At 69.5% G+C, this 11,811-nt stretch carries 11 protein-coding genes; 5 read left to right on the forward strand and 6 right to left on the reverse strand.

What is annotated here, in order from left to right; all coding sequences use genetic code 11:
• The first annotated feature begins 94 nt into the window (after nucleotides 1-94).
• From C6P64_RS01135 to hyi, 3 genes are all read left to right on the forward strand, one after another.
• Nucleotides 95-2,464 carry a methyl-accepting chemotaxis protein gene (locus C6P64_RS01135; protein ID WP_146115838.1) on the forward strand — a complete coding sequence of 790 codons (2,370 nt, stop codon included), beginning with the start codon at nucleotides 95-97 and terminating at the stop codon, nucleotides 2,462-2,464.
• A 115-nt stretch (nucleotides 2,465-2,579) separates the two neighbouring features.
• A complete protein-coding gene (locus C6P64_RS01140) occupies nucleotides 2,580-3,761 on the forward strand; it encodes an MFS transporter (RefSeq protein ID WP_105746981.1) in 1,182 nt (393 codons plus the stop codon).
• Nucleotides 3,762-3,808: 47 nt separating this feature from the next.
• Complete coding sequence (hyi, locus tag C6P64_RS01145) at nucleotides 3,809-4,633, forward strand: hydroxypyruvate isomerase (protein ID WP_105746761.1); 825 nt, start codon at nucleotides 3,809-3,811, stop codon at nucleotides 4,631-4,633.
• Here hyi and C6P64_RS01150 read toward each other — a convergent pair.
• The 6 genes from C6P64_RS01150 to C6P64_RS01175 all read right to left on the reverse strand — a co-directional run bounded on the left by C6P64_RS01150 (nucleotide 4,621) and on the right by C6P64_RS01175 (nucleotide 10,095).
• Nucleotides 4,621-5,394 (reverse strand): LamB/YcsF family protein, encoded by a 774-nt coding sequence (locus C6P64_RS01150; RefSeq protein ID WP_105746762.1) that lies wholly within the window; start codon nucleotides 5,392-5,394, stop codon nucleotides 4,621-4,623. The genes hyi and C6P64_RS01150 overlap by 13 nt on opposite strands.
• Before the next feature lie 16 nt (nucleotides 5,395-5,410).
• Nucleotides 5,411-6,448 (reverse strand): 5-oxoprolinase subunit C family protein, encoded by a 1,038-nt coding sequence (locus C6P64_RS01155; protein ID WP_105746763.1) that lies wholly within the window; start codon nucleotides 6,446-6,448, stop codon nucleotides 5,411-5,413.
• A complete protein-coding gene (gene pxpB / locus C6P64_RS01160; protein WP_105746764.1) occupies nucleotides 6,436-7,212 on the reverse strand; it encodes a 5-oxoprolinase subunit PxpB in 777 nt (258 codons plus the stop codon). The genes C6P64_RS01155 and pxpB overlap by 13 nt, the downstream gene beginning before the upstream one ends.
• Before the next feature lie 3 nt (nucleotides 7,213-7,215).
• Nucleotides 7,216-8,514: a TRAP transporter large permease gene (locus C6P64_RS01165; RefSeq protein ID WP_105746765.1), complete on the reverse strand. Its 1,299-nt coding sequence runs from the start codon at nucleotides 8,512-8,514 to the stop codon at nucleotides 7,216-7,218.
• A gap of 9 nt (nucleotides 8,515-8,523) precedes the next feature.
• Nucleotides 8,524-9,042, reverse strand: coding sequence for a TRAP transporter small permease (locus tag C6P64_RS01170; RefSeq protein ID WP_105746766.1), 519 nt, complete (start codon nucleotides 9,040-9,042; stop codon nucleotides 8,524-8,526).
• Nucleotides 9,043-9,114: 72 nt separating this feature from the next.
• Complete coding sequence (locus C6P64_RS01175) at nucleotides 9,115-10,095, reverse strand: TRAP transporter substrate-binding protein (RefSeq protein ID WP_105746767.1); 981 nt, start codon at nucleotides 10,093-10,095, stop codon at nucleotides 9,115-9,117.
• 185 nt (nucleotides 10,096-10,280) lie between these two features.
• Between C6P64_RS01175 and C6P64_RS01180 the strand changes: the two genes are divergently transcribed.
• Complete coding sequence (locus C6P64_RS01180) at nucleotides 10,281-10,832, forward strand: winged helix DNA-binding protein (RefSeq protein WP_105746768.1); 552 nt, start codon at nucleotides 10,281-10,283, stop codon at nucleotides 10,830-10,832.
• 56 nt (nucleotides 10,833-10,888) lie between these two features.
• A complete protein-coding gene (locus C6P64_RS01185) occupies nucleotides 10,889-11,791 on the forward strand; it encodes an NAD(P)-dependent oxidoreductase (protein ID WP_105746769.1) in 903 nt (300 codons plus the stop codon).
• Nucleotides 11,792-11,811 lie beyond the last annotated feature (20 nt).

Raw genomic sequence — 11,811 nt, forward strand, 5'->3', positions numbered from 1 at the left:
TTGCGTTAACAGGCCCTAGGGTTTCCCCCAGCATCCGGCGTCAGTTTCCCGAATGATTGCGGGAGAGAATCCGATAGCTACCAGGACCTCTCCCATGACTCGCAAGATCCAATCCTCCCGTCTTCTCGGCCCGGGCATTGCCCTGATGCAGCGCCTGCCGATGACGGTGAAGATGCTGGCCATGAGCGCCACGCTGGTGCTGCCCCTGTTGCTGGTCAGCGTGCTGCTGGCCCGCTCCTACTGGGAGGTCAGGCAGGAGGCGCAGCAGGAGCTGGTCGGCTTGCAGCTGGTGCAGCAGGTGACCCAGCTGGCGCAGCAGGTCGGCCAGCACCAGGGTCGGCTCAACCTGGCCCTGCAGGGCAGTGCCCAGGCCCAGTCGGCCTTGCCGGCGGTGCGCCAGCAGCTCAAGACGGCGATGGCCCAGCTGGACCAGGCCGTCCAGTCAGCACCCCAGCTCGATCTGGCAACGCATTGGAAGCCGGTCCGCCAGGTCCTGGAGTCGCTGGCGGCAGCATCTGGCGGCGCCAGCGAGGCCGAAGAGCTGTATGCCCGCCACGGCGAGCAGCTCGAGCGCCTGCGTCAGCTGGCCGCCCGGATCGGCGAGGTCTCGGGCCTGCTGCAGGATGATTCGGCCACTGGCCATTTCATGAAGGACATCGTCGTCGAGCGCCTGCTGCCGATGTTCCAGACCATCAGCCATCTGCGCAACGAGGGCAGCGCCCTGCTCGCGAGCCAGGAGCGCGACGGCTACAACGCCGAGCGGCTCAATGCCGCGGTGCGGCTGGGCAGCGGCCAGACCGACCTGTTGCGCGGCCAGCTGGGTCAGCTCGAAGGGCGCCTGCAGTCGCTGCAGAACGCTGCCGAGCCTGTGCCCAAGGGCTGGCCGGAGTTCAGGTCCGCCGCGCACAGCCTGGTCAGCAAGGCCAGCCTGACCCTGGGCTATGGCGCCTTGAGCGAGGATTCCAATGCCTTCTACGACGAGGTCTCGCAGGTGGTGCAGGCCCAGGCCGTCTTCGGCCAGTCCATGGCCCAGGGCCTGCAGACGCTGTTGCAGTCCCGTGCCGACCAGGCCGGCCGCCAGCTGATCGGCGTGACTGCCGGGGCGCTGCTGGTCATGCTGTTGCTGGCCTATGCCGTGACGGCCTTCTACCATGCGACCGTCGGCGGGCTGCAGTCGCTCAACGCGGTGATCGAGCGCGCCACCCAGGGCGACCTGACCGGCGTGGTCGACATCCCGGGCCGCGACGAGATGGCCACCATGGGCGCCAAGTTCCAGCTCATGCTCGCCAGCCTGGCGGCGCTGGTGGCAGACGTGCGCAGCGTCTCGGTCGTGCTCGGGCACATGGGGCAGCAGCTGGTGCGCGACAGCGGCCAGCTCTCCGAGCGCACCCAGTCGCAGGCGGCCAGCCTGGAGCAGGCCACGGCCAGCGTGCGCGATGCCGCCGAGACCGTGACGCGCAACGGCGAATCGGTGCAGGAGATCAGCCGCGTCGGCGAGGTGCTGCACCGCGAGACCGAGCAGGCGCATGGACTGATGCAGCAGACCGTGCAGGGCATGGGCACCTTGCAGGCGACCTCGCAGCGCATGAACGAGATCATCGGCGTGATCGACGGCATCGCCTTCCAGACCAATATCCTGGCGCTCAATGCCGCGGTCGAGGCGGCGCGTGCCGGCAATGCCGGGCGCGGCTTTGCCGTGGTGGCCGCCGAGGTGCGCAGCCTGGCGCAGCGCACCCAGCAGGCGGCGGGCGAGGTGCGCTCGCTGATCGCGGCCTCGACCGGCCGGGTCAAGAACTCGGTCAGCGAGATCAGCTCGGTCAACGAGGTGATGGAGCGGCTGGTCACCGGCATCCGCGACATCGCCGTGCGCATCGACGGCATGGCCGTGGCGAGCAAGCAGCAAAGCGTCGCGCTCAAGGAAGTGGCGCAGGCGATGGACGAGATCGACCAGGTGACCTACCAGAACGCCTCGATGGCGGACCGCACCAGCAGCCGCTGTGGCCAGCTGATGGACCGCACGGCGGACCTGACCCAGGCGGTGCAGCACATGGCGCTGACCCAGGGCACTGCCGATGTCGCGATGCGCCTGGCGCAGGCAGCGCTGGCCCATATCCAGGCCAGGGGCCTGGCGCGCGCCAGCGAGGATTTCTACCAGCCGCAGGGCCGCTTCATCGACCGCGACCTCTACATCTTCGTGCTCGACCGCGAGGGCGTCTACCGCGTCATGGGCGCCGACCGCAGCAAGTCGGGCAGCTCGGTCTTCGACGCGCCGGGCGTGGATGCCGAGCGCCTGCTGCGCGACGCCTGGGAACGGATCGACCAGGACGGCGGCGGCTGGATCGAGTACAACATCGTCAACCCGCTGACCGGCGACGTGCGCGGCAAGTCCTCCTTCGTGCTGCCGGTCAACGAGCAGCTGCTGGTGGGTTGTGGCGCCTATCGCAGCGCCCTCAACCACCACTGAGCGGCGCTTGAGCGAAAATGGCGGCTTCGCCTGCCATCTGCGCGGCCGGTCCGGGTCCAGCCCGGCGCCGGACGCCACCCCCAACGTGCCCGACACCCAGAACGACCCCCATCGCATGACTGCCGGCGAACGCCGCGCCAGTGTCTCGCTCGCCGCCATCTTCGCCCTGCGCATGCTCGGGCTGTTCCTGGTGCTGCCGGTGTTCGCGCTCGAGGCCAGGCGCTATCCCGGCGGCGACGACAGCGCGCTGGTCGGCCTGGCCATGGGCATCTACGGACTGACCCAGGCCCTGCTGCAGATTCCGCTCGGCATCGCCTCCGACCGCTGGGGCCGCAAGCCGGTGATCCTGCTCGGGCTGGCGCTGTTCGCGCTCGGCAGCGCGATCGCGGCCTGGGCGCCCAGCGTGCACTGGCTGGTGGCCGGGCGCGCGATCCAGGGCGCGGGTGCGATCTCGGCCGCGGTCACGGCCTTCCTGGCCGATGTCACGCGTGACAGCGTGCGCACCAAGGCGATGGCGCTGGTCGGCATCAGCATCGCGCTGATGTTCGCGCTCTCGCTGGTGCTGGCGCCGCTGCTGGCGGCGCAGATCGGCCTGCACGGCCTCTTCGGGCTCACGGCAGCGCTGGCGCTGACCGGCATGGCGCTGGTGGCCTGGGTCGTGCCGCCCGAGCCGGCGCTGCAGCGTCAGGCCAGCCGGGGCGGCCTGCGCCAGGTGCTGGCCCACGCGGGCCTGCTGCGGCTGGATTTCGGCGTCTTCGCGCTGCACGCGGTGCAGTTGTCGATGTGGATGGCCGTGCCAGCGCTGCTGGTCCAGTCCGGGCTGGCGGCCGCCGACCATTGGCAGGTCTACCTGCCGGCCGTGCTGCTCTCCTTCCTGATCATGGGCGGCCTGTTGTTCCGGCTCGAGCGCAAGGGCTATCTGCGCGCGGTGTTCCTGGTCGCCATCGGCCTGATCCTGCTGGTGCAGCTGGGTTTCCTGACCCTGCAGCAGGCGCCTTCGCTGGCCTGGGCCGCGCTGCTGCTGTGCCTGTTCTTCACCGGCTTCAACATGCTCGAGGCCAGCCAGCCCAGCCTGGTCTCGCGGCTGGCACCCCATGCGCACCGCGGCGCTGCGCTGGGCGTCTACAACACGCTGCAGTCGCTGGGCTTCTTCGTCGGTGGCGCCGGCGGCGGCTGGCTGGTCAAGGCCCAGGGCGGTGCAGGCGTGTTTGGCGCCTGCGCCGCGCTGACGCTGCTGTGGCTGCTGCTGGCCTGGCCGATGCGGGCGCCCGCGGTGTCGGGCCCGGTGCGTCGCTGAGGAGTCCCGCCAGGCCCGCTGTCGTCCGACTCAAGCCAGGGAAGACCATGCCGAACTTTGCCGCCAACCTCACGCTGCTGTTCACCGAGCAGCCCTTCCTCGACCGCTTCGAGGCCGCGGCGCGCGCCGGCTTCAAGGCGGTGGAGTTCCTGTTTCCCTACGCCTGGGATGCGCATGAGCTGCGTCGGCGGCTGGACGACCACGGCCTGCAGCTGGTCCTGCACAACCTGCCGCCCGGCGACTGGGACGCTGGCGAGCGCGGCATCGCCTGCCATCCGGACCGCGTGCAGGAGTTCCGCGCCGGCGTCGCGCGCGGCATCGAATATGCCCGCGTGCTGGGCGTCAAGCAGCTCAATTGCCTGGCCGGCCTGGCGCCGGCCGGCTGGCCCGATGCGGTGCTGCGCCAGACCCTGGTCGAGAACCTGCGCCATGCGGCGGCGCAGTTCAGCCAGGCCGGACTCAAGCTGCTGGTCGAGCCGATCAACCGCTTCGACATGCCGGGCTTCTACCTCAACTACACCCGGCAGGCGATAGCCATCCTCGACGAGGTCGGTGCCGACAACATCTATCTGCAGTACGACATCTATCACGCCCAGCGCATGGAGGGCGAGCTGGCCGCGACGCTGCAGCACTACCTGCCGCGCATCGCGCACATGCAGCTGGCCGACAACCCGGGCCGGCACGAGCCGGGCACGGGCGAGATCAACTACGCCTTCCTGTTCGCGCACCTGGACCGCATCGGCTACCAAGGCTGGATCGGCTGCGAATACCGGCCCTTGACCAGCACCGAGGCCGGCCTGGGCTGGATCGAGCGGCTGACGACAGGCTGTGAGCCGCACGGCGCGCCCAGCCGCAACGATCAGCCCAGCTGATCCAGCGCGGCCAGCCGGTAGCCGGCCTGTTCCAGCGCCTGCCGGATCAGGCGCGCACTGGCCACCGCCTCGGGGCCGTCGCCATGCACGCAGATGCTGTCGATGCGGGTCGGCAGCCGATGGCCGCTGGCCGCGACGATGGCCTGCTCGCGCAGCATGGCCAGCACATGCTCGACGCATTGCTGGGCATCGTGCAGCACGGCGCCTGGGCGCGAGCGCGGCATCAGCTGGCCGTCGTCGAGGTAGGCGCGGTCGGCGAACACCTCGTAGCGCACTGGCAGGCCGGCAGCCTCGCCGGCGCGCGCCAGCTCGGAATGCGCCGGCGCCAGCAGGATCAGCGCCGGGTCCAGGCTGCGCACCGCCCGGGCCACGGTGGCGGCGACTGCCGCATCGGCACAGGCGATGTTGCTGAGGGCGCCATGCGGCTTGACATGGGTGACGCGGCCGCCCTCGGCCGTCGCCATCGCCTGCAGCGCGCCGACCTGGTACAGGATGGTCGCCTCCAGCTCGGCCGGGGACAGCTGCATGGCGCGCCGGCCAAAGCCCTGCAGGTCGGGGAAGGACGGATGGGCGCCGATGCTGACGCCCTGCGCCAGCGCCAGCCGCACCGTGCTGCGCATGATGAGCGGGTCGCCGGCATGGAAGCCGCAGGCCAGGTTGGCGCTGCTGACGATCTGCAGCAGGGCAGGGTCGTCGCCCATCTGCCAGGCGCCGAAGCTTTCGCCGAGGTCGGCGTTGAGGTTGATCAGTCGATGGCTCATGTCTGGATACTCCGGATCAGGGTTCGGCGCGCAGCATGCCGCTGACGAGGTTGCTGCCGTAGAGCGCCTCGAGGTCGATGAAGCCGGCCGGCACGAAGGCTTCGCGCGTGGCCAGCCAGTGTTGCCAGTCGGACCGCTGGCCTTGCAGCGCCAGCCGCGCCTCGGCCAGGCCGACGGCCTGGAAGCGCAGCCGCGTGCCGGGCTTGAGGTGGGCCAGTCGCGGCAGGTCGGCGCCGATGACGGTCGCGATCTTCGGGTAGCCGCCCACCGTCTGGCTGTCGGCCAGCAGCACGATCGGCAGGCCGTTGGCCGGCACCTGGATCGCGCCAGGCGTCACCGCGTCGGACACGATGTCGGCGGCAGCCGCATCGACATGGCTCAGCGCGCTGCCGCGCAGCCGCATGCCCATGCGGTCCTGCTCGGGCGTGGTCTCCCAGTCCTGGCCGAGCAGGGTCGCGATCGCCTCCGGGCTGAAGTGGTCCTGCTGCGGGCCCAGGATGACGCGGATCGGGCCGTCCGGCAAGCTCCAGGGCGAGGCGCTGCGCCATTCCTTCGGGTCGGGCGAGTTCCACTGGCTGCAGGGCAGCTGGTCGCCCGGGCGCAGCGCCCGGCCCAGCACGCCGGTCAGGCCGGCGCGCCAGTAGCTGGAGCGGCTGCCCAGCTGTGGCGGCAGGCGCAGGCCGCCGGCGACGGCCAGGTAGGCGCAGCCGCTTTCCGCCGCGCCCAGCTGCAGCCGGTCGCCGGCCTGCAGGGTGGCGCTTTGCCAGGCCGGCAGGGTGAGCGGCTTGCCGTCGGCGCGCAGCCACTTGGCGGCAATCGCGCCGGCCAGCGCGATCCGCACCGGGCCGGCCTGCACCCGCAGCTCGGTACCGAGTCCGCGCAGCTCGAGCACTGCCTCGCCGCCGTTGTTGCCGACCAGCGCGTTGGCTGCCTCGGCCAGCGTGCCGTCGAGCCAGCCCGACTGCGGCAGGCCCACATGCCGCTGGCCACGGCGGCCGCGGTCCTGGATCGTGGTCCCGAAGCCGGGTTGCAGCACTTCGATCAGGCCGGACATGTCTGCTCCTCCGCTTGCAGGAAGCTCTCGCGCGGCAAGGCCCCGCCCTGGATCTGCTGCTGCAGCCGTTCGTATTCGTCGCGCGAGACCGGGTACCAGCGCACCCGGTCGCCGGCGGCCAGCATGGCGGGCTGCCCGGCCTGCTCCAGGTCGAACAGCTGCACCGGCGTGCGGCCGAGCAGGTTCCAGCCGCCCGGGCTGTCCCAGGGGTAGACCGAGCACATCTCGCCCGCCACCGCCAGCGAGTTGGCCGGCACCCGCTGGCGCGGGCTGGCCAGCCTGGGCATGGCCAGCTCGGGCGGCAGGCCGCCCATGTAGGGGAAGCCGGGCAGGAAGCCGATCATGTAGACCCGGAACTCGGCCGCCAGCAGGCGCTCGATCACCATGTCTTGGCCCAGTCCCTTGGCTTGCGCCAGCCGCGGCAGGTCGGGCGCGAAGTCGCCCTCGAAGCAGACCGGCAGCCGCCAGCGCCGGCCTTCGCGTACCTGTTCGCCACCCTCCCGGGCCAGTGCCAGCAGGCGCTCGCCCAGGGCCGCGGCGTCCGTTGTCAGCGGGTCGAAATGCAGGGTCAGCGAGCGGAAGGTCGGCACCAGGTCGCTCACCGTGGCGAACAGCGGGTCGTCCTGGCGCAGCAGCGCGAAGCGCTCGGCCAGGCCCATGACGCGGGCGTTGACGGCGGCGCTGATCTCGCGCCCGAACTCCACCGTCCAGGCCGCATCACCCAGCGCCAGCAAGCGCGGCGCCAGCAAGTCGGTCGTGCTCATGGTTCAGCCCGCCATCTGCTGCGGCAGCCAGGTCACGATGCCGGGCACGAAGTAGATCAGCAGCACCGCCAGCACCATCAGCAGGAACATCGGCACCGAGTGCTTGGCCAGGTAGTTGATCTCCTTCTTGGTCATGCCCTGCAGCACGAACAGGTTGAAGCCCACCGGTGGCGTGATCTGCGCCATCTCGACCACCAGCACGACGAAGATGCCGAACCAGACCGGGTCGATGCCGGCCTTCTCGATGGTCGGCAGCAGCACGCCCATGGTCAGCACCACGATCGAGATGCCATCCAGGAAGCAGCCCAGCACGATGTAGAAGCCCATCAGCACCACGATCAGCTGCAGCTGCGACAGGCCCAGGGCACCGATCCACTCGGCGAGCTGGCGCGGCAGGCCGATATAGCCCATCGACAGCGTCAGGAAGGCGGCACCGGCCAGGATCAGCGCGATCATGCAGTAGAGCCGGGTGGCGCCCAGCAGGCTGTCGCGGAACTGTTGCCAGCCCATGCCGCCCTGCAGCGTGGCGATGACGAGCGCGCCGACCACGCCGAGCGCGGCCGATTCGGTCGCGGTGGCGATGCCGCTGTAGACCGAGCCCAGCACGGCGCCGATCAAGGCGACGACCGGCAGCAGGTTGCGCGACTCCCTGAGCTTCTCGACGAAGGTCATGGAGGGGCCCGGCGGCGGGATCTGGCCCGGATTGAGCAGCGCCCAGACCATGGTGTAGCCCATGAACAGGCCGGCCAGCAGGATGCCCGGGACGACACCGGCGATGAAGAGCTGGGCGATCGACACGTTGGCCGCGACGCCGTAGACGATCATGATGATCGAGGGCGGGATCAGCAGGCCCAGCGTGCTGGCGCCGGCCAGCGTGCCGATGGTGATGTGCTCCGGATAGCCGCGCTTGGCCAGTTCCGGCAGCGTCATCTTGCCGATGGTGGCGCAGGTTGCCGCCGACGAGCCCGACACCGCCGCGAAGATGGTGCTGCCGATGATGTTGGTGTGCAGCAGCCGGCCTGGCAGGCGCTCCAGCCAGGGCGCCAGGCCCTTGAACATGTCTTCCGACAGCTTGGTGCGGAACAGGATCTCGCCCATCCAGATGAACAGCGGCAGCGCGGTCAGGGTCCAGGACGACGAAGCGCCCCAGATCGTGACCGCCATCGCGTCGCCGACCGGGCGGCTGGTGAACAGCTCCATGCCGATCCAGGCCACGCCGGTCAGCGTCAGGCCGACCCAGACGCCGCAGCCGAGAATGAGAAACAGCGCGCCGATCAGCAGCGCGGTGATGGTGATGTCCATGGCTAGTCCTTATTCGATGCGGGACGGCTCGTCACCGGCCGAGGGATCGCGCAGCGCTTCGCCGCGCAACAGCAGGATCAGGTCGCCCAGGAAGGCGAGCGCGAACAGCGTGGTGCCGATCGCCATGCCCAGCTGGGGAATCCAGAGCGGGGTGGCGTCCAGGCCGCTGGAGACGTCATGGAACTCGCGCGACTGCAGCATCAGCCGGATCGAGAACCAGGCCAGCGCGCCGGACAGCCCGATCGCCACCAGGTGGCACAGGATGTCGAGCACCCGCTGGCCGCCAGCCGGCAGCTGGTTGAACAGCAGCGTGACGCGGATATGCTCGCCACGGCGCAAGGTCGGCGCCAGCGCCAGGAAGGCCGAAATCGCCATGCAGTAGCCGGCGTAGGCGTCGGCGCCCGGCAGGTCGAAGGTGGGGTGGAGCCGACCCAGGATGCTGGCCAGCACCGCCAGCAGGGTGCCGATCAGGAACAGACCGGCCAGGTAGCCTACGGCGTTGAAGAATCGATCGAGCAGTTGGCGCATGGCCTGCCTTTCCGAAAGTGGATTGAAAAACCCCCTCGCAGGAGGGGGCGTCGGGTGGCGCTCCGCAGGCGCTTACTTGCGGAAGGCGTCGACGATGGCCTGGCCGTCGGCGCCGGTCTGCTTGGCCCAGTCGGCCACCATGGTGTCGCCGATCTTCCTGAGTTCGGCGCGCAGGGCCGGGCTGCCGGCTTCCACCGTCATGCCGTTCTTGCGCAGCTGGTCCAGGTACCAGTTGTTCTTCTCGGCGCTGATCTTCCAGCCGCGGGCTTCGGCCTCGCCAGCTGCCTTGGTCACTGCCGCCTGGGTCGGCTGGTCCAGGCTGTCGAAGGCCTTCTGCGACACGATCACCAGGTTCTTCGGCAGCCAGGCGCTGACGTCGTAGTAGTACTTGACCTGCTCCCACACCTTGCCGTCGTAGCCGGTGGCGCTCGACGACATGAAGGTGGTGACGGCACCCGTGGCCAGCGCCTGGGTCAGCTCGGCGGCCTGCACCGTGACCGGCTGCGCGCCGACCAGCTGCGCGATGCGGCTGGTGTTCGGGTTGTAGGCGCGCCACTTGGCGCCCTTGAGGTCGGCCACCGACTGGATCGGCTTGGCGCTGAAGATGCCCTGCGGCGGCCAGGCCACCGAGTACAGCACCTTGATGCCCTGCTTGGCCAGCGCGGCCTCGGTGGCGGCGCGCGAGACCCGCCAGAGCTTCTGCGCGTCGGCATAGCTGGTGGCCAGGAAGGGGATGGAGTCGAGGCCGAACAGCGCGTTCTCGTTCGAGTAGCCCGAGATGATGATCTCGCCGAGCTGGGCCTGGCCGCCTTGCACGGCGCGCTTGATCTCGTTGGCCTTGAACAGCGAGCCGCCGTCATGTACCGCGATCTTGAGCTTGCCTCCGGTGACCGTCGTCACGTCCTTGGCGAACTGCTGGATGTTCTCGGTGTGGAAGTTGGACGCCGGGTAGCCGGTGGGCATGTCCCATTTCTGCTGCGCCAGCACCTGGCCGCCGAACGACAAGGTGGCGGCCGCCAGGCCTGCGCTGGCCCACTGTTTCACATTGACCATGGTGTACTCCGTTAATGATGAAGAGAGCGCCTGGCGGCTGCCAGACTACATCGGTATCAACATATCGATGGAAAGATGTTAATAAAACGTTGATGTTTTGTCACTAAGGTTTACCCGTAATCTGCTGCTGTTGTTAACATGAGACGATATTTCCGTCCTGCCCCTGTTCACGGAGCTGCTCTCTGATGTCCGCCCATCCCATTCCTGTCGCCCCCGCCAGTGCCCCTGCCAACGACTCGCAGCGCATCGTCACCTCGGCGCACCTGGTGTCGGACAAGTCGCCGGAACTGTCCGAGTTCGAGTTCGGCCTCATCATCGCCACCCATGCCTTCAACCGCTGGCTGACCCGCTGCATGGGGGCGGCTGGTGTCAAGGACATGACGACGGTGGACGTGCTGGTGCTGCACCACACCAATCACCGGGCGATGGAAAAGCGCCTGGCCGACATCTGCTTCGTGCTCAACATCGAGGACACCCATGTGGTGTCCTACGCGCTCAAGAAGCTGATGGCCGCCGGCTATGTGCGCAGCCAGAAGAAGGGCAAGGAGGTGTTCTTCTCCACCACCGAGGCCGGCGCCGCGCTGTGCATGCGCTACCGCGAGGTGCGCGAGGCCTGCCTGATGCCGGGTTTCTCCGGCGCGGCCGAGGAGAATCGCCAGCTGGGCGACTTTGCCAAGCTGCTGCGCACCCTGTCCGGTCGCTATGACCAGGCGGCGCGGGCGGCCACCTCTTATTGATCGCTTGCGTCCAGCCTGGCTGGACAATCAGAAACTGACCCCAATTCACGATTGCCATGAATCCTGCCAGCCCTGACATCCAGCCCTCCCTGCGCATCGCCGTGCTCGGCATCGGCATGATGGGCCAGCCGATGGCGCGCCGCCTGTGCCAGGCCGGCCATGCCGTCAGCGTCTGGAACCGCGACCGCAGCAAGGCCGAGCGCCTGCTGGACGCTGGCGCGCGCGTCGCCGCCAGCCCGGCCGAGGCGGTGGCGGGCGCCGACTGCGTCGTCACGTTGCTGACCGACGGTGCGGCGGTGGCTGACGTGCTGTTCGAGCAGGGCGCGGCGGCCGCGATGGCGCCGGGTGCCTTGCTGATCGACATGTCTTCCATCATGCCGTCGCAGGCGCGCGAGCATGCGAGCCGGCTGCAGGCCCTGGGCCTGCATCACCTGGATGCGCCGGTCTCGGGCGGCACGCTGGGCGCCGAGCAGGGCACCTTGGCCATCATGGTGGGCGGCGAGGCGGCCGACTTCGCGCGCGCCGCGCCGCTGTTCGCGGTGCTGGGCCGCGCGACCCAGGTCGGGCCGCATGGCGCCGGCCAGCTCGCCAAGCTGGCCAACCAGATGATCGTCGGCATCACCATCGGCGCGGTGGCCGAGGCCTTGCTGCTGTGCCAGCAGGGCGGTGCCGATCCGGCCCAGGTGCGCGCGGCGATCAGCGGCGGCTTTGCCGACAGCCGCATCCTGCAGGTGCATGGCGAGCGCATGGTCGGGCGCGATTTCGCCAAGCGCGGCTCGATGCAGGTCCAGCTCAAGGACATGCGCAATGCGCTGGCAACCGCCGCCGAGCTCGGCTTCGACGCGCCCATCACCGGCCTGTTCGAGCAGCTCTATGCCGCGGGCGTCGCGCACGGCCTGGGCGAGCTCGACCAGTCGGCGCTGTTCGTCGAGCTGGCGCGGCGCAACGGCCTGCAATAACTGCAGCGCCTGCACTGCCA

The sequence above is a fragment of the Malikia granosa genome (assembly GCF_002980595.1).
Taxonomy (GTDB): Bacteria; Pseudomonadota; Gammaproteobacteria; order Burkholderiales; family Burkholderiaceae_C; genus Malikia; species Malikia granosa.

Coding starts and splice junctions, on each gene's coding strand:
- C6P64_RS01135 (WP_146115838.1), top strand. CDS start 95: ATGACTCGCAAGATCCAATCCTCCCGTCTTCTCGGCCCGGGCATTGCC.
- C6P64_RS01140 (WP_105746981.1), top strand. CDS start 2,580: ATGACTGCCGGCGAACGCCGCGCCAGTGTCTCGCTCGCCGCCATCTTC.
- hyi (WP_105746761.1), top strand. CDS start 3,809: ATGCCGAACTTTGCCGCCAACCTCACGCTGCTGTTCACCGAGCAGCCC.
- C6P64_RS01150 (WP_105746762.1), bottom strand. CDS start 5,394: ATGAGCCATCGACTGATCAACCTCAACGCCGACCTCGGCGAAAGCTTC.
- C6P64_RS01155 (WP_105746763.1), bottom strand. CDS start 6,448: ATGTCCGGCCTGATCGAAGTGCTGCAACCCGGCTTCGGGACCACGATC.
- pxpB (WP_105746764.1), bottom strand. CDS start 7,212: ATGAGCACGACCGACTTGCTGGCGCCGCGCTTGCTGGCGCTGGGTGAT.
- C6P64_RS01165 (WP_105746765.1), bottom strand. CDS start 8,514: ATGGACATCACCATCACCGCGCTGCTGATCGGCGCGCTGTTTCTCATT.
- C6P64_RS01170 (WP_105746766.1), bottom strand. CDS start 9,042: ATGCGCCAACTGCTCGATCGATTCTTCAACGCCGTAGGCTACCTGGCC.
- C6P64_RS01175 (WP_105746767.1), bottom strand. CDS start 10,095: ATGGTCAATGTGAAACAGTGGGCCAGCGCAGGCCTGGCGGCCGCCACC.
- C6P64_RS01180 (WP_105746768.1), top strand. CDS start 10,281: ATGTCCGCCCATCCCATTCCTGTCGCCCCCGCCAGTGCCCCTGCCAAC.
- C6P64_RS01185 (WP_105746769.1), top strand. CDS start 10,889: ATGAATCCTGCCAGCCCTGACATCCAGCCCTCCCTGCGCATCGCCGTG.